Annotated in this window: 19 protein-coding genes; 7 read left to right on the forward strand and 12 right to left on the reverse strand. The window is 59.3% G+C overall.

Features of this window, described 5'->3' with window-relative positions:
- Positions 1-4: 4 nt before the first annotated feature.
- Genes ABD815_RS09210 through ABD815_RS09220 form a run of 3 tightly spaced genes read right to left on the reverse strand, consistent with a single transcriptional unit; the run spans position 5 to position 3133 of the window.
- A complete protein-coding gene (locus ABD815_RS09210) occupies positions 5-1033 on the reverse strand; it encodes an ABC transporter substrate-binding protein (protein WP_344846560.1) in 1029 nt (342 codons plus the stop codon).
- Between the two features lie 32 nt (positions 1034-1065).
- Positions 1066-2469, reverse strand: a complete 1404-nt coding sequence (locus tag ABD815_RS09215; protein WP_344846562.1) for a sensor histidine kinase — start codon at positions 2467-2469, stop codon at positions 1066-1068.
- A complete protein-coding gene (locus tag ABD815_RS09220; RefSeq protein WP_344846564.1) occupies positions 2462-3133 on the reverse strand; it encodes a response regulator transcription factor in 672 nt (223 codons plus the stop codon). Before ABD815_RS09220 ends, ABD815_RS09215 begins: the two co-directional genes overlap by 8 nt.
- Positions 3134-3338: 205 nt before the next feature.
- Between ABD815_RS09220 and ABD815_RS09225 the strand changes: the two genes are divergently transcribed.
- The 3 genes from ABD815_RS09225 to ABD815_RS09235 all read left to right on the forward strand — a co-directional run bounded on the left by ABD815_RS09225 (position 3339) and on the right by ABD815_RS09235 (position 6414).
- A complete protein-coding gene (locus tag ABD815_RS09225; protein WP_344846565.1) occupies positions 3339-4328 on the forward strand; it encodes a Bug family tripartite tricarboxylate transporter substrate binding protein in 990 nt (329 codons plus the stop codon).
- A gap of 101 nt (positions 4329-4429) precedes the next feature.
- Positions 4430-4861 (forward strand): tripartite tricarboxylate transporter TctB family protein, encoded by a 432-nt coding sequence (locus ABD815_RS09230; RefSeq protein ID WP_344846567.1) that lies wholly within the window; start codon positions 4430-4432, stop codon positions 4859-4861.
- Positions 4862-4872: 11 nt separating this feature from the next.
- The gene (locus ABD815_RS09235; protein WP_344846569.1) at positions 4873-6414 is read left to right on the forward strand and encodes a tripartite tricarboxylate transporter permease; all 1542 of its coding nucleotides are present in this window, start codon (positions 4873-4875) and stop codon (positions 6412-6414) included.
- A 57-nt stretch (positions 6415-6471) separates the two neighbouring features.
- Here ABD815_RS09235 and trhA read toward each other — a convergent pair whose 3' ends face one another.
- The 6 genes from trhA to ABD815_RS09265 all read right to left on the reverse strand — a co-directional run bounded on the left by trhA (position 6472) and on the right by ABD815_RS09265 (position 12739).
- Positions 6472-7110 carry a PAQR family membrane homeostasis protein TrhA gene (gene trhA / locus ABD815_RS09240; protein WP_344846571.1) on the reverse strand — a complete coding sequence of 213 codons (639 nt, stop codon included), beginning with the start codon at positions 7108-7110 and terminating at the stop codon, positions 6472-6474.
- A gap of 120 nt (positions 7111-7230) precedes the next feature.
- Positions 7231-8223 carry an ABC transporter ATP-binding protein gene (locus tag ABD815_RS09245; RefSeq protein WP_344846572.1) on the reverse strand — a complete coding sequence of 331 codons (993 nt, stop codon included), beginning with the start codon at positions 8221-8223 and terminating at the stop codon, positions 7231-7233.
- Complete coding sequence (locus ABD815_RS09250; protein WP_344846574.1) at positions 8220-9173, reverse strand: ABC transporter ATP-binding protein; 954 nt, start codon at positions 9171-9173, stop codon at positions 8220-8222. The genes ABD815_RS09245 and ABD815_RS09250 overlap by 4 nt, the downstream gene beginning before the upstream one ends.
- Positions 9174-9175: 2 nt before the next feature.
- The gene (locus tag ABD815_RS09255; protein ID WP_344846576.1) at positions 9176-10108 is read right to left on the reverse strand and encodes an ABC transporter permease; all 933 of its coding nucleotides are present in this window, start codon (positions 10106-10108) and stop codon (positions 9176-9178) included.
- Positions 10105-11034 (reverse strand): ABC transporter permease subunit, encoded by a 930-nt coding sequence (locus ABD815_RS09260; protein ID WP_344846578.1) that lies wholly within the window; start codon positions 11032-11034, stop codon positions 10105-10107. The genes ABD815_RS09255 and ABD815_RS09260 overlap by 4 nt, the downstream gene beginning before the upstream one ends.
- Positions 11035-11116: 82 nt before the next feature.
- Positions 11117-12739 carry a peptide ABC transporter substrate-binding protein gene (locus ABD815_RS09265; protein ID WP_344846579.1) on the reverse strand — a complete coding sequence of 541 codons (1623 nt, stop codon included), beginning with the start codon at positions 12737-12739 and terminating at the stop codon, positions 11117-11119.
- A 243-nt stretch (positions 12740-12982) separates the two neighbouring features.
- On the opposite strand from ABD815_RS09265, the gene ABD815_RS09270 reads away from it, so the two are divergent.
- Positions 12983-13537: a thioredoxin family protein gene (locus tag ABD815_RS09270; protein ID WP_344846581.1), complete on the forward strand. Its 555-nt coding sequence runs from the start codon at positions 12983-12985 to the stop codon at positions 13535-13537.
- Between the two features lie 3 nt (positions 13538-13540).
- Here ABD815_RS09270 and ABD815_RS09275 read toward each other — a convergent pair whose 3' ends face one another.
- From ABD815_RS09275 to truA, 3 genes are all read right to left on the reverse strand, one after another.
- Positions 13541-15289, reverse strand: coding sequence for a sugar phosphorylase (locus tag ABD815_RS09275; protein ID WP_344846583.1), 1749 nt, complete (start codon positions 15287-15289; stop codon positions 13541-13543).
- A 148-nt stretch (positions 15290-15437) separates the two neighbouring features.
- Positions 15438-15587 (reverse strand): hypothetical protein, encoded by a 150-nt coding sequence (locus tag ABD815_RS09280; protein WP_344846585.1) that lies wholly within the window; start codon positions 15585-15587, stop codon positions 15438-15440.
- An 84-nt stretch (positions 15588-15671) separates the two neighbouring features.
- Positions 15672-16442 carry a tRNA pseudouridine(38-40) synthase TruA gene (truA, locus tag ABD815_RS09285; protein ID WP_344846586.1) on the reverse strand — a complete coding sequence of 257 codons (771 nt, stop codon included), beginning with the start codon at positions 16440-16442 and terminating at the stop codon, positions 15672-15674.
- A gap of 122 nt (positions 16443-16564) precedes the next feature.
- Between truA and ABD815_RS09290 the strand changes: the two genes are divergently transcribed.
- The 3 genes from ABD815_RS09290 to ileS all read left to right on the forward strand — a co-directional run bounded on the left by ABD815_RS09290 (position 16565) and on the right by ileS (position 22061).
- Complete coding sequence (locus ABD815_RS09290; protein WP_344846588.1) at positions 16565-17968, forward strand: YcjX family GTP-binding protein; 1404 nt, start codon at positions 16565-16567, stop codon at positions 17966-17968.
- Positions 17965-18972 carry a YcjF family protein gene (locus ABD815_RS09295; RefSeq protein WP_344846590.1) on the forward strand — a complete coding sequence of 336 codons (1008 nt, stop codon included), beginning with the start codon at positions 17965-17967 and terminating at the stop codon, positions 18970-18972. The genes ABD815_RS09290 and ABD815_RS09295 overlap by 4 nt, the downstream gene beginning before the upstream one ends.
- A gap of 173 nt (positions 18973-19145) precedes the next feature.
- Positions 19146-22061: an isoleucine--tRNA ligase gene (gene ileS / locus ABD815_RS09300; protein WP_344846592.1), complete on the forward strand. Its 2916-nt coding sequence runs from the start codon at positions 19146-19148 to the stop codon at positions 22059-22061.
- Positions 22062-22103 lie beyond the last annotated feature (42 nt).

The following is a 22103-nucleotide window of genomic DNA, read 5'->3' on the forward strand; positions in this document are numbered from 1 at the left end:
GCCTCTATTCCTGCGCATCCATGCCAAATGTGTCGCGCCACTTTGCGATGAAACGCCCGCGTCTCTGTTTGTCCATGGCCACGAGCAACGTGGGGCCAATCGGGATGTAGCGCTCGGCACTCAGAGTGGTTGAGGTTTCGTCGCTGTTGTTGTCATGAATGAGCGTGCTTTTGGATAGAACTGCCCGTCCTTGCGGCGACAGGAGGAAATCCAGAAACACGCCTGCCGTCTCCCTTTGACTGGCGCCTTTCGGGATCATCAGACCGCGGGAGAGGAACATGGTGTAATCTTCGGGATGGATCACGCCGAGATTTTTGTGCTGCACCGATTCCACGTAGGATCCCAACACGTTGTAGGCGATTTTGTATTGCCCGCTTTCGACCCCTTCGATGATCTCCGCAGAGCAACAGGTCGCCACGGCATCGACACGCGCAAACCCTTCCAGAAGGCCACCAAAAGTCGCGGCCTCCTGACTGTCCATAAAGGCGAATAGAAACCCCAGACCGGATGCCTCCACGTCGTAGGTTGCGATTTTTCCAATCAAATCGTCGGACGGGCGGCGCATCAGATCCAATAAATCAAACCGCGTGCGCGGGGCGTCTTCGGCGGAAATCAGATCGGTGTTGTAGATGATGACAGCCGCTTCGCGCGTGATCCCCCACAGTTCGTCACGCCAAATCCGCGCGGCAGGCAATTGCGCGGTCAAATCGGAGCGATACTCGCTCGCACAGGCGCGGTTGACCAAATCCACCATCTGATGAACGCCTGAGGAAATGACGATATCGGCAGGTAGGGACTGCCCTTCGCACGCGGAGAGACTGTCGGAGTAGAGGGCATTTGATCCCCATTGTTCATATTGGATTTGGACGGTGGGGAACTGCGTGACGAAGGCTTCTAACGCAGGCGCAAAGATGGAAATGTCGGTGGTTGAGCGCACCAGCAATGAGGTCTGCGGCGCCGCGTCGGCTGCGACAAACCTTTGGGTGGCTTCCTGACCCGCCACAGGCAAAGCCCATAGGAAGAGCGCAATCATTGTGGCGCACCTGCGCCAGAGCCCCTGCACATTCATGACGTTTGCACCTCCTGTGCGATCGGCAGGGCCAAGGTGACGCGAAACCCGTCGTCACTCTTCTCCATGCGCACCTCGCCCCCCAGCGCCTCTGCAACCGCACGGACAATGGACAGGCCCAACCCCGCGCTATTGCCCTTTGAGGCGGCGGAGCGTTCAAACCGTTCGCCGATGGTCTCCAACACGTCCTCGGCGGGGCCTTTCCCCACATCGCGCACCCAGATTTCTCCTGTTCCTTCGTGAGCACTAACGCCAATGGTGACGGGCGATGTGCCGTGGCGAAGTGCATTGGCGAGCATGTTTTTGACGGCCTCGCGCAGAGAGATTTCGTCAGCCATCACGATGACCTCCGTGTCTCCGAACTGCAATTCGACCTCTGCGTCGGGCGCCAGAACTTCATGGTCGCGCTCTTCGAAAATATTGAGCGCGACATCGCGTAGATCCACGACTGTCGGTTTGGCATTTTCGGTCCGGTGAATGACCATCGCGCGCGACAACATCTGATCGAGCAGCGTGCCGAGCGAGCGCGTGCGCCGCACCAGTTTTTCCAAACGCTGCGTGCGGTTTTCCGGGTCGTCTTCTATCGCCAGCTCCGCCTGCGCCCTGATCGCCGAGACCGGTGTGCGCAATTGATGGGCCGCGTCGGAGATGAGGTTTTTCATCGCGCCCACTTGGCGATCCAACCTTTGCATAAAGCGGTTCATCGCCTCGACCATAACTGCGACTTCCGCAGGCCCATCGGCGGGCATGGGGGTAAGGTCATAGGGGTCACGTTCCGACAGATCCCGCGTGAGCCTGTCGAGCGGTCGCATGGCGGAGCGGATCACCAGGAACGCACTCACCAGCAAGGCAATCCCGCCAAGCCCGGTTACCAGAACCGCGCCCTTCGCCAAATCCAGCGCCATTTCGTTGCGCGCCCTTAACGTCTGTCCGACGGTCACGAAGACAGCGCCCGAAAAATCGCGCTCCGAAAACCTACGCGCGACGGTAACGAACCGCGCATGCTCTCTTTGAAGGGTGCTGTCGAAAAAAGCCGGTTCGGTCAGGTCATTGCGGGAAAAATCCCCGATCGTGCCGCCCTCGTACCCTGTCAGGACCTCGCCCTGCGGGCCGCGAACCGAATAGAAAATCCGGTCCTCTGCGGCCAGAGATAAAAGGCCGAAGGCGGAGACGGGGATATCTGCGACGGGGACGCCATCCACGATATTGATCGATTCCGCGATGTCGTTCGCCGCGCCGAGCAGAATGCGGTCAAAGGACTGGCGCGCGGCACTTTTGCCATAGGCAAAGGCGGCGATGGTCACCAGAATCCCCCCTGCGGCGAGCAGCGACAACACCCCGCCCATGACACGCGACAGGAGCGTCCGTTGAAGGGGGGCAGGGCTGGCTGCATTAGTCATTCTTGATGATCCGGTAGCCGAGGCCGCGTTGCGTTTCGATGCTGACAGCGGAGGCGGCCAGTTTTTTGCGCAGCCGCGCGATGTAAAGTTCGATCGCGTTCAACCCCACGTCGGCATCGTCAAAGGCGAACAGCCCGTCATACAGCCGCTTTTTGCTCAGGACTGTGCCCTGACTTCTCAAGAGCAGGCCCAACAATGTCGCTTCGCGCCGGGTCAAATCGAGCGGCTCACCATCCAGAGACGCCGACAGCGCTGCAGGAGAAAACGACAGCGGACCTAGCGCAATCGCATCCGATTTCTGCGTCGCCTCTCGCCGGACCAAAGCGCGCAGGCGTGCCTCCAATTCGCGCTGATCAAAAGGTTTCACCAAATAATCATCCGCCCCGAGGTCGAGCGCGGAGACCCGATCATCGACGGAAAAAAGCGCCGTTAGCATGAGCACAGGTGTGCGGTCGCCGCCGGTTCGCAACTGGGCGAGCAATTCTGTGCCGTTGCGATCCGGCAGGTTTATATCGAGCACCATCGCGTCATAGCGCTGCACGGCCAGATAGTCCTCTGCAGCCTGACAGCTATCGGCAATATCACATGCCATGCCGCTCTTTCCGAGCCGGATCGAAATGGCTTCGGCGACGTCTTCTGCGTCCTCCACGATCAAAACGCGCATGGTCTCCACCCTCTGTAATGACCTTGTGTGACAGGAACATGCGTCCTGACCAATGGCTGAATTCGTAAAGTGACAGGTTCACGACAGCTAAAGAACATATCCCTTTATCAGCCAATCGCGAGGAGTCCGCAAACCGCGGAGCGATGGCTCAGGCGTTCGGGCGGCCACACAGTCCGACAAAATATCAATGTGGAGGAGTTATCACATGAAATTCAAGGCAACCCGCCTCACGATCGCTGCGGCTCTGCTCGGCGCGTCCACCTTTGGCGCCTTCGCCCAAGGGTTCACCCCCGAAAACCCCGAATGTATCGCACCCGCAAACCCCGGTGGTGGTTGGGACTTCACCTGCCGTCAGGTTGGTAAATCCCTTCAGGATCGCGGGCTTCTGGAAAAAACCATGCAGGTTGTGAACCTCGCAGGCGGCGGTGGCGGCGTGGCATTCGCCGAAGTCGTCAACAAGCGCGGCGATGACAACGACCTGATCGTGGCCGCCTCTGCCGCGACCGCAACCCGTCTGGCCCAAGGCGCCTATCCGGGCAACTCGATGGATCAGGTGCGTTGGCTGTCGTCCATCGGTGCAGACTATGGCGTTATTGCTGTCGCCGCAGATAGCGAAATTGCCGATCTTCCTGCGCTGCTCGACATGATCAAAAGTGATCCGACAACCATCTCTGTGGCTGGCGGCTCTGCCGTGGGCGGCTGGGACCACCTTAAGGTCCTGATCGCAGCCAACGCCTATGGCATCGAAGACGTTCGCTCGGTGAAATACATCGCCTTTGACGGCGGCGGCGAGGCTGTGACGCAGCTCCTAGCAGGTTCGGTTCAGGCCTTTACCGGCGACATCTCGGAGGCCAAAGGGTTTGTGGACAGCGGCGACATCCGTGTGCTGGCCGTGCTTTCGCCCGAACGCCTTCCCGGCGATTTCGCGGACTTCCCAACAGCAAAAGAACAGGGCGTTGACGCGATTGGCGCCAACTGGCGCGGGTTTTACGCCCCCGGCGGCATGAGCGACGAGGCCTACGCAGCCTGGGTTGGCAAAATCGCGGACCTCTACGCCACACCTGAGTGGAAAGAAGTCATGGCCAACAACGGTCTCGCACCGCTCGACCTGCAAGGCGACGCATTCCAAGCCTTCGTGGCCGATAGTGTGGCCCAAATTCAGGCGATTTCCAAAGAGATCGGCATCATCAAGTAAGCCATTTGGTTTGAGCTTACTTGATTGGCGTCGCATGAAAATGCGGCGCCTCGCTTTTCCCGCCATGGACATGACCCGTGTCACCAAAAAAGGAGTTCCCTATGAGTGATCGAATTTTTGGCGTTATCGGCCTGCTTGTCGCGATCGGCTTTGCCTTTGCCGCTCTCGCGATCGAAGAAAGCTTCCTGTCCGACGCAGTCGGGCCCAAGGCCTTTCCCCTGATTATCGCAACGGTTCTGGGGCTGAGTTCCATTGCTATTGTCCTCAAACCCGATGCCGATCCTACATGGCCGCCGCTTGGCCGGTTGGTTGAAATCCTCGGCGCGGTCGTTGTAATGGGGCTCTATGCGCAAATGCTGCCCGTCATGGGCTTTGTCTTTGCGACGGCTCTCGCGGCGACATACCTGACGTGGCGCCTTGGCTCCGGTGTGCTCGCCTCGATTGCAACGGGCATCGGCACATCCGTCGGAATCTACGTCATTTTCCATCTCGTGCTGGGCCTGTCGCTCGCACGTGGTCCCCTCGGCTTTTAGGAGACATCCACATGGAGACTCTCGCCTCACTCGCAGACGGGTTTGCTATCGCGTTGACGTGGCAAAACCTGTTCCTCGCCCTTCTGGGCTGTTTCCTCGGCACTATAATGGGCGCGCTTCCCGGCCTCGGCCCGTCCAATGGTGTCGCCATTCTTATCCCTCTGGCATTTACCCTCGGACTGGGCCCGACGCCGTCGCTCATCTTGCTCACGTCGGTCTACTACGGGGCTATGTATGGGGGCCGGATTTCGTCGATCCTGCTTAATATTCCCGGCGATGAACCGGCGATGATGACCTGTCTGGACGGTCATCCGATGGCGCAAAAGGGGATGGCCGGTCAAGCCCTGACCCTGTCGGGTATCGCCTCCTTCGTGGGCGCGTTCTTTGCCACTTGGGGGCTCATATTCCTCGCGCCGCAGTTGGTGAAGATTGCGCTTCTGTTCGGACCTGCCGAATACTTCGCCCTCTTTGCGCTGGCCTTCATGACGCTCGGGGGCGTGTCTTCGACGAACCAGGCCAAATCGGCCTTCGCGGCGGCACTTGGTCTCGGTCTCGCGATGATTGGCGTCGATACGCAAACCGGTGTTCCGCGGTTCACCTTCGGGGAGGTCCACCTCTATGACGGGTTGGATTTCCTCGTGGCCATCGTTGGTCTGTTCGCCCTCTCCGAGGTGTTCATTTTTCTGGAACACCGTCATGGGGAAGCCGACGGCAGAGCCGCCAAGATCAAAGTCGGGCGCCTCACGCCGCCCCTGTCGATGCTGAAAGAAACCGCACCGACTATGGCCCGCTCGACGGTTCTCGGGTTCGTTGCGGGTGTTTTGCCCGGAGCCGGCGCATCGCTCGGGTCGTTTATCTCCTATTCGTTCGAGAAACGTCTGGTGGACAAAGACGGTAAGACCTTTGGCAAAGGCGATCCGCGCGGTGTGGCGGCGCCAGAGGCGGGTAATAACGCTGCCGCTGGTGGTGCGCTCGTGCCGATGCTGGCGCTGGGCGTGCCGGGATCGGGCACCACGGCTGTGCTACTCGCGGTCCTCCTGTCGCTCAATATCACACCGGGGCCGCTGCTGTTCACCCAGAACCCCGACGTGGTTTGGGGCCTGATCGCGGCGCTTTTCATCGCGAACTTCATGCTTTTGGCGATGAACATTCCGATGGTGGGCCTGTTTACCCGCGTTTTGATGGTGCCCCCACGTATCCTGATGCCGATCGTCGCGATGGTTTCCTTCGTCGGGATCTATGGCATCTCGGGGTCGTCTTTCGACCTGATGGTGATGATCGGCTTTGGCGTTATGGGGTGGGTTTTGCGCAAATTCGACGTGCCCTTGGTGCCGATCATTCTGGGCACACTTCTCGGCAACTCGATGGAGAATAACCTCAGACGGGCGATCACTATCGACAATGGCGACTGGATGACCTTGATCGATAGTCCGCTGTCCATCACCCTATGGCTGATCGCGATTGTGGGATTCATCTTGCCGCTCATCGTGGGGCGCAAAGTCAAATCGAAAATGCACGGTCCTCGCGACGAAGAGGGCTCCATCTCCGACTGATGGGTTCAAGAAACGAGGACGTTGGGTGCTATTGCATCTGACGTCCGCACCCGCGTCCTAAAACAACGCAATCCAAATCCCCGCAAACATGAAAATCGCGCCCAAGGTCACCCAGATGTGCCAAATAGCGTAGCGATAGGGCATGGATTTCCTGACATAGAATGTGGTGCCAAACACATAACAAACCGCGCCACCCAGAATGCACCACAATGTCCGTGTGGGCACATCCGAAAGCTCGGGTAATGCGCTCAGCCCAACGGCCCCGAGACCGAGATATGATGCCGTTGACCATTTCGATTTGACGTTCTCGTCCGTCACCTTTTTGACAATGGCCACCGCCGTCAAACCCCAACAAATCCACAAAACGGTCAGTGTCCAACTGGTGCTGGCCTGCACGAAAAACGGTGTGAAGGTGCCCGTAATGCTGAGGTAGATCGCGGCATGATCAACGCGGCGCAGCCTTTGGCGATGCGCATGCAGGGGTGCGAAGTGGTAGGTCCAAGACGCAAGATTGGAAGCCAGCGCGCAGGCCACATACACGGCCACGGCGCCGATCAACCTGCTGTCCAGCCGCTCGTAAGCTTCCCGCAACAGCAGGCCACCCGCGACCAAAATCAGCACCGTGCTAGCCAGATGAACGGCGAAATCAGCACGACGATGCGACAAGTTCGGGCTTGGGTAGGTTGTGACAGTCATGGTTGTCCTTGGCGAGATGCTGCATCGCCATAGGCGTGAGACTTCTAGGAGTCCATAAATAATGCCCATGCGCGCCGTCGCGAGTGTCCGCCGCAGATACGGTTCACCGTCACTAAAGTATCAGATCGCGGCGGGCTCAGGTTCGTAAAGGAGACAGGCGACTTTAGATTGCCCGACGTGCCGCAATGCAGGGCGGGTCGTCGCACAGCGGGACATGCGACGCGGGCAACGGGACTGGAACAGGCACCCTTCCGGCAGGTCGAGAGGGCTTGGCAAGTCCCCGTCGAGCACCTCAGGCGTTGTCGTGACCTTCGGGTCCGGCACCGGCACCGCGGAAAACAGCGCCTTGGTATAAGGGTGTTGGGGCGCGGCGACCAGATCTGCGGCAGGCGCATGTTCCATCACACCGCCCATGTACATCACCAAAATCTCGTCCGAGATGTGACGCACCACGCCGAGATCATGGGCGACGAAAACCAGGGTCAGCCCCATGTCCTTTTGGAGCTCTTTGAGGATGTTGATGACCTGTGCCTGAATGGACACGTCGAGCGCCGAAACCGGTTCGTCGCACAGAAGGATATCCGGCTCGGTCACCAGCGCGCGCGCGATACCAATTCGCTGACACTGCCCGCCGGAGAACTCGTGCGGGTAGCGATTGAAATTGCGCTCGGCGATGCCGACACGGTCCAGCATGGCCCGCACTGCTTCTTTTTGCGCCTGAGCAGTCATGTCAGGGCGGAACACGCGCAACGGCTCGGTGACGATTTCGCGAATGTTCATGCGCGGGTTGAGCGAGGCGATCGGATCCTGAAAGATCATCTGCATCCGCGATCTGAGCGCGTTGGTTTCGCGCCGGTTGGTGTAGTCGACCGGTTTTCCGTCAAAGGTCACGTCGCCGGATGTCGGCGGATAGAGACCCGCAATGGCGCGCACGAGCGTGGACTTCCCACAGCCGCTTTCCCCAACAACGCCGAGCGTTTTCCCCGCAGGCAAATCGAAAGACACACCATTCACAGCGTTCACGCGTTTTGCAGGCGACCATGGCCATTTCTTTGATTGGGGAGCGGCGAAAGAGACGCGCAGATCGCGCACCGACAGGAGAGGGGTGGTCATGCAATCTCCTCCACGGAGCGGATACAGGCCCGCCCGTTTTCAAGGACCGGCAGGGTGGTGTGGCAGGCCGCGATTGCATCAGGGCATCGCGGGGCGAAGGGGCAGAATTCGGGCCACTTCATCTGGTTCGGCGGACTACCGGGAATGGATGTGAGGGTTTCCGAGGGGTCGGTGATGTTTGGCACCGCGCGCAAAAGCCCCCGCGTGTAGGGGTGCGTCGGAGCCTCGAAGAGCGCCTCTGTGCGCGCGGTTTCCATCACGCGGCCGCCATAGAGGACGAGGGTGTCTTCGCAAAAGCCCGCCACCACGCCGAGGTCATGGGTGATGAGGACAATCGAGGTGCCCATGTCGCGCTGGATTTCGTCCAGTAGCTTCATGATCTGGGCCTGCACGGTAACATCGAGCGCCGTCGTGGGCTCGTCGGCGAGGATCAGGCGCGGATTGCAGATGAGCGCCATCGCAATCACGATCCGCTGGCGCATCCCGCCCGAAAACTCGTGTGGATAGGCCCGCAGCCGGTTTTTGGCATCCGGTATCTGAACCGCATCCATGACATCCAGCACGCGTTTGCGCTGAGCAGCACCGCGCACGCCTTCGTGGTGTTCAACAATCTCGCCCAACTGGCGTTCAATGCGCATGTAGGGATTGAGCGACGACATCGGGTCCTGAAAAATCATCGCGATTTCACGGGTCCGGATTTTGTTCATCTCGGTGTTGGACAGCGTCAGCAGGTCATGCCCATCGAACATGACCTGACCGGAGGTTTGCGCGTTCTTGGCCAAAAGGCCCATGACCGAAAGGGCGATCTGACTCTTGCCGGATCCGCTTTCGCCCACAATGGCGAGCTTTTGGCCCGCCGCGATATCAAAGCTCACGTCGTTGACGGCGTAGACCGCGCCGTCGTTGGTGGAAAACCGGATGTTCAGGTTCTGAACAGACAATAGGGACATGCTCAGCGCTCCTTCGGGTCGAGCGCGTCGCGCAAACCGTCGCCAATGTAGTAAAGTGAGACCTGCGCGATCACGAAAAAGATCGCCGGAAATGCGAGTTGCCAGAGCGTGCCAAAGGTCATTGTTCCCGCACCTTGGGAAATCAACGCGCCCCACGAGGTGTTGGGTTCCTGAATCCCGACGCCGAGGAACGACACGAGGCTCTCGTACATGATCGTTTCGGGGATGGTGATCGACATATAGATGATGATGACCCAGAGCATGTTTGGCAGAATGTGCCGCGTGATGATTTTGAAATCCGACATGCCAAGCATCCGTGCGGCGTCAACGAATTCGCGGTTCTTCAACATCTTCACCTGACCGCGCACGATCAACAGACCGGCGGTCCAGTTGATGATCACCATAACGAGGATCATCTGGATCAGATCGCGGCCAAAGAAAGCCTGCCAGACGACAAAGAAGATGATGTACGGGATCGACAGGGTGATGTTGTAGGCACCCATGATGATCTGGTCGATACGGCCACCATAGTAGCCCGCAATCGCACCGAAAGTCGCGCCCAGCCCCACCGCGAGGATCGCCGCGATAAACCCGACCAACAGCGATGTGCGCGACCCCTGGACCACGCGCGCATAGAGGTCACGACCGAGTTCATCGACCCCGAAATAATGCCCGTTGCTGAGCGATGGTCCACCTTCGGTTTTGATCTTGCCCAGAAGGGACCAATCGATCTCTTCATAGGACCACGTCGCCAAGGCATGGCCAAAGATCGCAAATAGAACGAGGCAAAAGAGCATGAAGATCGACACAACCGCCATCCGGTTGCGGAAAAAACGGATGCGCGCGTCGGCCCAAAACGACCGGCTGACGATCATCTGTTCGGCGAGCGCGGTCGTGGTTTCGGGCGAAGAGAGTGCTTTTTTAGGGGAGATCACAGGCCGGCCCTCACTTTGGGGTCAATCCACGCATAGATCAGATCGACGGCGAGGTTGAGCGCGAATGTCAGCACGGAATAGAGGATCGCGAGGCCGAGCAACATGGAATAGTCGCGGCTATAGGCGCCATCAATAAAGTCCTGTCCGATCCCGCCCGTCGAAAAGAACACGTCGATAAAAACCGATCCGGTGATCATGTAGACAAAAACCGGGCTCATATAGGCGATGGTGGGCAAAAGCGCAGGTTTGAGAGCGTGCCGCCAGATGATCGTGCGCTCCGGCAACCCTTTGGCGCGCGCGGTCCGGATGAACGGCGAATTGAGCGTTTCCAGCATCGACCCCCGCGTCAAACGTGCCACAGAGGCCATGTAGGAGGTGCCGAGCGCGATCGCAGGCATGACGATGTAGGCCCACTGCCCACCGTTCCAGCCACCACCGGGCAATAGGCCAAGCCATAGGGTGAAGAGAAGCACCATGAGGGGGGCGAGCACGAAGTTGGGGAAGATCTGGCTGAAAATTGCGAGGCCGGTCATGGTGTAATCCCAGAACGAGTTGTGGCGCAACGCCGCAATCACGCCGAGGGGAATTCCGCAGAGCAGAACGAAGACCGCCGACCAGAAACCATAGGTGATCGTGACCGGAAAGCCGTGGGAAATCACGTCGTTCACGGTGCGATCCTTCTGTGCAAACGACGGGCCAAAGTCGAAATGCAGCAGGATATTCTTCATGTAGGTCCAGAGCTGGACGTGCAGCGGCTCGTCAAGACCGTAGCGTTCGAGCACGTTTTTCATCACCGCATCGGGCAGTGGTTTTTCGGACGTGAACGGACCGCCGGGGGCGAGGCGCATGAGATAAAAACAAATGACGATCAGGATGAGGAGCGTCGGAATGACCGCAAGGATGCGACGCAGGGTGTAACTTAGCATTGAACCTCCGGATGCCCCTCCGCCCCGATGTGGGGCGGAGGAGTTTTTCGTATCACTGAATTAGCAGTTTGTCAGAGCGGGATTATTCGCCTGCGACCTTATAGAGGTCTTTGGAATACCAGTTCTGCTCCACGTTGTTGATCGGCCAGCCTTCGACCGAGTCCTTCAACATGATGTTTGTGGAGTAGTGATAGACCGGCACAACCGGCATTTCGTCGGCAAGGATTTGCTCGACTTCGGTGTAGAGCGGCTGGGTATCCTGCGAGGATTTCGCAGTGGTCATCAGCTCGTCAACACGCGCGTTGGAGTATTTGCCGTCGTTGTAGCCCGAAGGCGAGGTCAGCAGGTCAAGGAAAGTGGAGGCTTCGTTGTAGTCACCACACCACGCGCCGCGCGCCATTTCAAAGTTCTGCGCGCCACGGTTTTCGAGGAATACTTTCCATTCCTGGTTTTCCAGCGTTACTTCAGCGCCCAGTTTCTGCTTCCACATCTGGGAGGCAACAATCGCGACCTGCTGGTGGGCGTCGGAGGTGTTGTAGAGATAGGTGAACGACAGGGGCTCACCGCCCTCGCCATAACCGGCCTCGGCAAGCAGTTCTTTGGCGATCTTGTCACGATCAGCCTGCGTCATGCCTGCATAGGCCACGTCAGGTACTTCGAAACCGGCCGTAGCGGCAGGGGTGAACGTGTAGGCGGGGAACTGGCCGCCCTGCAGGACCTGATCCACGATCACGTTGCGATCGATGGACATGGAGAGCGCCTGACGAACCCGCACGTCCTTGAACGCTTCGGGACCGGTGTCGGACATGTTGAACGTGAAGTAGTAGTTACAAAGCCGCGGCAGGGCGTAGGCTTCTTCGGGGAATTCTTCGGCGAGCGCTGGGTACTGACCGGCGGGGATGTCGGTTTTCTCGACTTCGCCTGCGCGGTAACGGGTGAGCGCCTGCGCATCGTCGCCGATGACCAGTGTCACAACCTTGTCGAGAACGGTGTGCTCATTGTCCCAATACATCGTATTGCGCTCGCGCACGGAGCGCTCTTTGGGAACGTGCTCGGTCAGAACATAGGCGCCGTTGGAGACGATATTGCCGGGACGTGTCCATTCCGAACCATGAGCTTCGATTGCCCATTTCGGCGAGGGGAAGGTGGTGCCATGCGTCACCATTTTGGCGAAGTAGGGCAGGGGTTGGGACAGATGCACAACAAAGGTGTGATCATCAGGGGCCTCAACAGCCAGATCGGTGATCGGTTTCTCGCCTGCGATGATCGCAGAGGCGTTTTCGATCGACATCAGTTCCATGTACCACGCGTAGGGAGAAGCCAGTTCGGGCGCCACGGCGCGCTGCCATGCGTAGACGAAATCACCCGCCGTCACAGGTTTACCGTCCGACCACTTCGCATTGTCGCGCAGCGTGAAGGTATAGGTCATGTTGTCGTCGCTCACGGTGTGGGAGAGCGCGACACCGGGGACAAGGTTGCCGTCTGCGTCTTGGTTATAGAGCCCTTCGAAGAGGTCACGCACGACGTTGGCGCCTTCGACATCTTCCACGACCTGCGGATCGAAGGACGAAAACTCGTCCAGCACGCGGTAGGTGAATGTCTGGTCTGCGGCGAGGTCGGTTCCCGCCGGCAAATCTGCGGCATAGGCGCCGGCGACAAGCGTTGTCGACAAGAGCGCGGAAAGAAGAATTGATTTACGTGTCATGATATTTGTCTCCCTGTTGTTTTTTGGGATCCGTTTCCGGAATAGGAATCATCCTATTGGTAAAAAAATTATCTCCACAAGCTTCTTTGACGGGAAACATGATCATCGGCGGCGGTTCCGTCGCGACAGACGATGGGCTGTTGGTTTTTTTGGCGGCACGAAAAGAAGCCCCGAGCCCAAGCAACCCTTTGCCATTAAGTTGCGCGGCGCTACCCTGTGGCAAAATCAAAACGGGAGAGACAAATGGCTACTAGAACGCCGATCTGTGACTTTGGCTGGCGCGCGCCGGATTTTACCCTGCCGGCAACCGATGGAAAGACCTATAGCCTGTCCGATGTGGCGGGTGAGCGTGGAACACTCATCGTCTTCATCTGCAACCATTGCCCCTATGTGCTCGCCATTCTCGACCGGCTCATCCGTGATGCGAAAGAGCTGCAGTCGATGGGTGTTGGTGTTGCCGCGATCTGTTCCAACGACGCGACGACCCATCCCGCCGACAGTTTCGAAAACATGGCAACCATGGCGCAGGAACGCGGGTTTCCCTTTCCCTACCTGCACGATGAAGATCAATCCGTCGCGCGCGCCTATGATGCGGTCTGCACACCGGATTTCTTCGGCTTTGACGCGAATCTCGGGCTGCAATATCGCGGGCGGCTTGATGCATCACGCGCACGCCCTGCGGACGCGGATGTGCGTCGAGACCTCTTTGAGGCAATGAAGGCCGTTGTCGAAACCGGCGAAGGACCGCGCGACCAGATCGGGTCGATGGGGTGCTCCATCAAATGGAAAGCCGCCTAGGCGTTAGTACTGGTTGGTGATCCAGCGGCACTGATAGGGCGCAAAGGTAACATGATGTCCGCGCGGGTCGATGCGTTCGCCCGCGATCAGGTCGTACCAGTCTTCGCCATCGATCATGTTGATTGAAATAAGCGGTATTTCAATCTCACGGTCGGTCATGTTGTGCAGTGCAAAGATCGATTGGTCGCGGCTTTGCGATTGTCGCCAGATGCCGAAAATTTCTTCGCCCAATTGCATGGTGAACTGGGTCGCATTGGGGTGGAACGCCTTTTGCGCTGTGCGCACAGCGATCCGGTCCTTCATCGCGGCCAGTAGAACAGATGTCGTGCTCTCGGGATCGCCGAGCAACTCTCGCAGCGCGGGGTAATCCCATCGATGCCGGTTGATCGCCCGTTTCACGCCGGTCTTTTCAACCCCATCGTGGTCATTTCCGGTGCCCAGAAGCGAATGGATGTAAAACGCAGGCACGCCCTCCAGCGCCATAACGATCGTCTGCGAACACAGGAATCGCGCCAGCTGCAGCCCGTCTTCGCCGCCGCCAATCGTGCCTTTGAGCGCGTCGAAATAGGTGATGTTGAGCTCATATGGCTTCTCTGACCCGTCGGGCATGGCGCGCATGGAAACCAATCCACCAAAATCGCGCACGCAGCCGATGACCTGCCCCAATTCCTCGCCACTCAGCAATCCTTCTGCCCCGCGCACGCCAATGCCATCATGGGAGGCCGAAAAATTGAGATAGGCACAGCCCAGTTGCGCCGGCGGCATCCGCATCAGCCACTGATTGAGATGCAAAGACGAGCCCGACAGCAACGCATGCAGCAGGATCGGCGGCAACGAAAAATTGTAGATCATATGCGCTTCGTTGCGGTTGCCGAAATAGCTGAGGTTCTCCGAATTGGGCACGTTGGTTTCGGTCAGCAGAACCACAGGCTCTTCGGCGTAGTCGCACAACAACCGCATCAATCGGACAATGGCATGTGTCTGGGGGAGGTGAACGCCCGACGTGCCGAGCTCTTTCCAGATAAAGGCAACGGCATCCAGACGAACAATCCGCACACCATGGTCAATATGCAGCCGCATGATCCGCAGGAACTCGAAGAGGACCTCGGGGTTATGGAAATCCACGTCGATCTGGTCATGGCTAAAGGTGCACCAGACGTGGCGCGTGCCATTCGCGGTTTCCACCTCGCGCAAAAGCGGCGATGTGCGTGGGCGAACTACGTCGGACAGGTCGTCTTGGGGCGACGCTTCGACAAAGAATTTGTCGTAGGGCTCATGCCCCTGCAGGTACTCCGAAAACCAATGCGACATCGACGAGACGTGATTGAGCACCAGATCGGACATCAACCGGAACTCGCCCGAAATCCGCTCAATGTCCTCCCAATCGCCCAATTGCCCGTTCACCACACGGTAGTCGGTGACCGCAAAGCCATCGTCCGAGGTAAACGGGAAAAACGGCAGGATATGCACGCCCTTCACCACGCCTTTGAGATAGCGCGACAGAAAATCATGCAGCAGGTCGAGCGGTTTGTGCCGCCCGTCGACGAAAGTATTGCCATAGGTGATGACGAGCGTGTCTTTTTCGCTCCACAGGCCCGTGCCGTCTTGTCGGGTGCGATTGCGCCGGTTGGTCCCGTCGGGCCAGAACGCCGAAATAATGTCGGACCGGAGCGCGACAGCTTCATGGTCTGGGTAAATCAGCTCGATGAGCGCATCGAGTTTGTCGGCGAACTGGGATCTGGCTTTGGCCATGGTGCCGGTGCATCTTTCCGTTTCAATCAGGTTTGACCCCGACAAAAACAGACATACCCCTGCATTTCAATGTGGTGCAGAACCCTACAGACAGTTTTTGAGGCAATCAGGAATGGGCATAAACATCTGCCCAAGAATGCGGCACGCCTTACGCGTGATCGCCAGGCGTCGTGTCCACGAGCCATCCGCCCGGGCCTGCGATGGAGTCTGGGAGAAATGCGATCATAGCCTCGCGCAGAGCGAGCAACGTCATCAGCGCCAATGCAATTTGGTCAAATGTCAGCGTTGTGAAGTCCATGATCCGTCTCCTTGTTGCGGGATTAGAGATGCAATGGGATTGGGGCGGAAATGGGGCCGCCCTGTGACGACCGGAGGGCTTTGGCTATGTGCCGAAGGTGTCGTCGGGATATTGGACGCCCGTTAGATAGAGGCCATGGGGCGGGCACACCGGCCCGCAGGCTGCGCGGTCGCGCGCCTCAAGCGCAGCCGTCACATCGTCGGCCACCCATGCACCCGATCCGACCCGCTCCAACGTGCCGACAAACGACCGCACCTGATTGTGCAGGAAAGAGCGCGCCTGGAAATACAGCCGGAATTCACGGCCAAAGGGGATGTCGAATGCCTCAACCCGTGCCACATCCAACGTTTTCACGGGGCTGTCGGCCTGACACATCGTGGATCGAAACGTTGTGAAATCATGTTTGCCGATCAGCCGGTCCGCACCCGCCTGCATCGCATCGACGTCCAAATCGTGCTGAACGTGCCATGCCAATCCCGCATCATGGACCAAGGGCGCGCGCCGCGACACAATGCGGAACATGTAGCGCCGCTCGGTCGCCGAAAACCGCGCGTGCCAGTCATCTGCGACGCGCGCGACTTTTAGAATCGCAACCGGCGCAGGTTTGAGGTGAAAGTTCAGCGCCTCGGAAAGGCGGAACGGATCCCATTCCTTCACCAGATCGCAATGCGCAACCTGACCCATGGCATGAACCCCCGCATCTGTGCGCCCCGCTGCCGCGATCCCTGCGCAGGCGGGTTCGAGAACACGCAACGCCTCTTCGATGGCCTGCTGGACAGAGGGGTGTTCTTTCTGGCGCTGCCATCCTGAAAAAGGCGCGCCATTGTATTCGATGAGGAGGGCATAACGGGGCATAACCCGCGCTTTACCCCGTTTGATGCGCGCTGCAAAGGGGGAGGCGAAGCCCCTATGACACCTTTCAACATGAGCTTGTCAGACATATGTATTGGGTAAGATTAGGCTGGAAGGGCAGGCATTTGATTATCAACGACATCGCGGATCGTCTCCTGCGCAGTGTGGAAGCCGTGCAGGACGGTGTGAACGAAGCCCTCTTTGAGCCAGTGATCCGCATCGGCGTCACGGGTCTGAGCCGCGCAGGAAAAACCGTGTTCATCACCTCGCTCGTGGCCAACCTGATGGACCGCGGTCGCATGCCGCAGTTTTCGCCAGCCACCGCGATCACCGCCGCCTACCTGCAACCACAGCCCGACGACACCGTGCCACGCTTTAACTACGAGGCGCATCTGGCCGCCCTGACGGCCACCGATCCGCATTGGCCCGCCAGCACCCGCGCGGTCTCCGAATTGCGCCTGTCTTTCCGCGTGCGCCCGACGGGTCTGCTCGCGGGGCTTTCCGGGCCGCGCACCGTGCATCTGGACATTGTGGACTACCCCGGCGAATGGCTGCTCGACCTCGGCCTGATGGAAAAAACCTACGCCGAATGGTCGGCAGAGGCATTGCAGCGTGCGCAATCGCGAGAACAATCGGCGGAATTTCTCGCCGCTCTTGAGGGTTTCGATGGCAACGCCCGACATGAAGAGGCAGGGGCAAAGGCGCTCTCCGAAGCGTTCACGTCCTATCTCAACCGGGCCCGCGCGGCGGGGTATTCCGACTGCACGCCGGGTCGCTTCCTTTTGCCCGGAGAGTTGGCGGGATCGCCGGTCCTGACCTTCGCGCCCCTTGCGCAGCCCGACGGACCACGCGGGTCCATGGCGCGCGAATTCGCCCGCCGTTATGAATCCTACAAACGCGAAGTCGTGCGGCCGTTTTTCCGCGACCACTTTGCCCGTATCGACCGCCAGATCGTTCTCGTCGATGCGCTGGGCGCAATCCATGCCGGCCCAAAAGCCGTCGAAGACCTGCGTGAAACCATGGCCGATATCCTGTCCGCCTTCCGCCCCGGACGGGTTGGGCGCATCATGGCGTTGCTGGGACAGCATCGGGTCGAAAAGATCCTCTTTGCCGCGACCAAGGCCGATCATATCCACCACACGCAACACGCCCGTCTGACGGCCATTATGGAAGCACTGGTGCGCGATGCGCGCGACCGCGCCGATTTTGCAGGGGCCAAAACCACGGCGATGTCCATCGCCTCCCTGCGCGCCACCGTCGAGGAAACAGTGAACCATGATGGGCAGGACATCGACTGTGTGCGCGGCGTCACGGAAGATGGCAAACGCGCCGCCTTTTATCCCGGTGAATTGCCCGAAGATCCCGCACATATCCTCTCGGCCGCGCGTCAGGGGGCGGAAAAATGGCTCGATGGGGACTACGAGGTCATGCGCTTCAAACCCGCGCCCATGACGCTCAAACCCGGAGAGGGGCCACCCCATATCCGCCTCGACCGTGCTGCCGAGTTTTTGATCGGAGACAAGCTATGACCCGCAAAGGCCCGATCCTGATCGAGTTGGACGATGACGCTGCGGTTCTATCCCCTGCGAGCGCCGAGCCCGTGCCCGACCTGCCCACCCGCGCGCCCGCCGCGATGGAGCGGGCGGCGGCGCTGGCTGCGCGCAAACCCTCCTCTCTTGTGCGCTGGTTCTGGCGCACGCTGGGTGCTCTTTTTACCTTCGTGCTCTCGCTGGCCGCCTATGATTTCGTCGCCAGCCTGATCGCGCGCAATGCGATTTTGGGCTACGCCGCTCTGGCGCTGACCGGCGCGTTCATACTGGTGCTTTCGGCAATTGCGATCAAAGAGCTCTCTGCCTTCGCGGGCCTCAAACGCATCGACACGATCCACCGCGCCGCTGTCGAGGCCGTCGCTAACAGCGATGTAAAAGCCGCACGTGCCGTGTCCGACCGCCTTTTGGCCGTCTACGCGAACCGCGATGATACCGCATGGGGGCGCGAACGGTTTGCAGAGCGCGCACCAGAAGTGTTTGACGCCGATGGCGTGCTCGAACTGGCGGAGGTCGAAATCCTCGCCCCACTGGACGCGCGCGCGCGCCGCGAAGTCGAAGCCGCCGCGCGTCAGGTGGCCACTGTCACCGCACTTGTGCCGATCGCGCTTGCCGATGTCTTCGCTGCGCTGACATCGAACCTGCGCATGATCCGCCGCATTGCCGAAGTCTACGGTGGCCGCTCGGGTACGTTGGGATCGTGGCGCGTTACCCGTGCGGTGCTCACCCACCTCGTGGCAACAGGCGCGGTTGCGGTGGGCGATGACCTAATTCAATCCGTCGCGGGCGGCTCTGTCCTATCCAAACTGTCGCGTCGTTTCGGCGAAGGTATCGTCAATGGCGCACTTACGGCACGCGTCGGTGTCGCCGCCATAGAAGTGTGCCGTCCATTGCCGTTTTCGCGCGGCAAAATGCCCTCCGTCACCGCATTGGTCAAACGGGCCCTCACCGGTCTCTTCGATCGCGCGCAAAAGGGCGAAAGCTGACCTTTACCCCTGCAAATTGCAGGCCTATAAGGTCGCCCATGACCTTTAAGGCTGACTTGATTATTCGAATTAGCTGCCCGGCGCTCTGATCACACGAGCCGCCGGGACAAGGCGTATGGAAACACGCGCCGCCTTCGACCATCACAGCCAATCCTCCCAAGGACAGAACCGCCATGTGCGCCGAGACGACCACCCCCGACTACAAAAGTACACTTAACCTTCCCAAAACCGACTTTCCGATGCGCGCGGGCCTGCCCAACCGCGAACCGGGCTGGTTAGAGCGGTGGGCGAAAATCGGGGTGTATGACAAGCTGCGCGCCGAGGCCGGTTCGCGCACACCCTTCGTGCTGCACGACGGCCCTCCCTATGCCAACGGGCATTTGCACATCGGTCACGCGCTGAACAAAACCATCAAGGACATGATCGTTCGAAGCCATCAGATGATGGGTTTTGACAGCCGCTATGTGCCCGGATGGGATTGTCATGGTCTGCCGATCGAATGGAAAATCGAAGAGCAGTATCGCAAAAAAGGCAAAGACAAAGACGACGTGCCGATCGTCGATTTCCGTCAGGAATGCCGCAAGTTCGCCGAAGGCTGGGTCGACATCCAGCGCGAGGAATTCAAACGTCTTGGGATCACCGGCAACTGGGCCGATCCCTATCTGACGATGAATTTCCACGCCGAGGCTGTGATCGCCGACGAGTTCATGAAGTTCCTGATGAACGGCTCGCTCTATCAGGGCTCCAAGCCCGTGATGTGGTCGCCGGTCGAAAAGACCGCGCTGGCCGAGGCAGAGATCGAATACCACGATCACAAAAGCCATACGATATGGGTGCCGTTCCGCGTCGTGTCAGGTGCAACAGGCGATCTGGCCTCGGCCAAGATCGTGATCTGGACGACCACCCCTTGGACGATCCCGTCGAACAAAGCGGTCGCCTATAACCCGACGATTTCTTACGGCCTCTATGAGATCACCGACACGCCCGATGAATCCTGGGTGTCGGTCGGCGACAAGTACCTGTTGGCCGACACGCTGGCTGCAGAAACGCTCGCCAAGGCGCGTCTGGATGACGATCAATGGACACGTGTGCGCGATGTTGCCGGTGATGAACTGGCCGCCCTCACGCTGGCCCATCCGTTCGCCGGTCTCGACGGGGCCGACGGGTTCTGGGACTACGACGTTCCTATGGTTGATGGCGACCACGTCACCGATGATGCGGGCACGGGGTTTGTTCACACGGCTCCGTCCCACGGCGCAGATGACTACGAAGTCTTTGTCAAACGCAACTGGATCGACCGCATGACGCATAACGTCGGGGAGGAAAGCGAATTCCTCTCCCACGTGCCGTTCTTTGCCGGTCTTCGCGTCTTCGACCAGAAGGGCAAAGAAGGCAAAGCCAACGCGGCCGTGATCGACAAACTCGTCGAAGCAGGCGGGATCATCGCGCGCGGTCGCGTTGCCCACTCCTATCCGCATTCGTGGCGATCCAAAGCCCCCGTGATCTTTCGCAATACGCCGCAATGGTTCGTTGCCGTGGATCGCAAACTCGACGATGGTATGGGCGAGCATGGCGATACCATCCGCTCGCGTGCGTTGACCTCCATCGACCAGCTCGTGAAATGGACCCCGCAAACGGGACGCAACCGCCTCTATTCGATGATCGAAGGCCGCCCCGACTGGGTGCTCTCGCGTCAGCGCGCTTGGGGGGTCCCACTCACCTGTTTCACCAAAAAAGATACGCTTCCGACCGCCGAGGATTTCCTGCTTCGTGACGACGCATTGAACGCGCGCATCAAAGCGGAGTTCGAAGCGAACGGGGCCGATGTCTGGTACGAGGACGGGTTCAAAGAGCGCGTGCTGGACGGCATCGCCGATCCGCAGGAATACGATCAGGTGTTCGACGTTCTCGATGTCTGGTTCGACTCAGGATCGACCCATGCCTTCGTTCTGCGCGATCGCGAAGACGGCACGCCCGATGGTATTGCGGACGTGTACATGGAGGGCACCGATCAACACCGTGGCTGGTTCCACTCTTCGCTTCTGCAGGCCTGCGGCACCAAAGGCCGTGCGCCCTATAAAAACGTTGTCACGCATGGATTTACGCTGGATGAGAAGGGCATGAAGATGTCCAAATCGCTCGGCAACACCATCGTGCCCGAGACGGTCGTCAAACAATACGGCGCCGATATCCTGCGCCTTTGGGTGGCACAGGCGGATTACACAGCGGATCAACGCATCGGCCCTGAAATCCTGAAAGGCACTGCCGATAGCTATCGCCGCCTGCGTAACACCATGCGCTTCATGCTCGGCTCACTTTCGGACTTCTCCGAATCCGATCGTGTGTCGGCGGCGGACATGCCCGAACTCGAACGCTGGGTCCTGCATCGCCTTGCGGAGCTCGACATCACCGTGCGCGAAGGCTACCGGAATTTCGACTTCTCCGGTGTCTGGCAGGCCGTGTTCAACTTTGCGACCGTGGATCTGTCGGCGTTCTATTTCGACATCCGCAAAGACGCGCTCTATTGCGATGGCGATACCGCACGTCGACGCGCCGCGCGCACCGTGCTCGACATCCTGTTCCATCGTTTGACGACATGGCTCGCGCCGATCCTCGTCTTCACCATGGAAGAGATCTGGCTGGAACGTTTCCCCGGCGACGAAAGCTCTGTCCATCTGGTCGATTTCCCCGAGGCAACGCCCGGTTGGCTCGACGGTGATCTGGCGACCAAATGGACCGGCATCCGCAAAGTGCGCCGTGTCGTGACCGCAGCTCTCGAAGTGCAGCGTCAGGAAAAGGTCATCGGGGCCTCGCTTGAGGCGGCGCCGGTGGTGCATGTCGAAGACGCGGCGATCCGCGCGGCATTGGACACTGTTCCCTTCGACGATCTCTGCATCACATCGGATATCACGGTGACCGGCGATCCCGCCCCGGCGGAGGCGTTCCGCCTGCCCGAAAGCGCAGGTATTGGTGTGGTGTTTGAAAAGGCGGACGGCGAAAAATGCCAACGCTGCTGGAAAATTCTGCCCGATGTCGGCACGCATAGCCATGAGGGTGTGTGCGGTCGCTGCGAAGAAGCTCTCGACTAGGGGCTAGGAATTACAAGACACAAAAGAGGGCGCCACGTGCGC

It is taken from the genome of Celeribacter arenosi (assembly GCF_039539485.1).
GTDB lineage: Bacteria > Pseudomonadota > Alphaproteobacteria > Rhodobacterales > Rhodobacteraceae > Celeribacter > Celeribacter arenosi.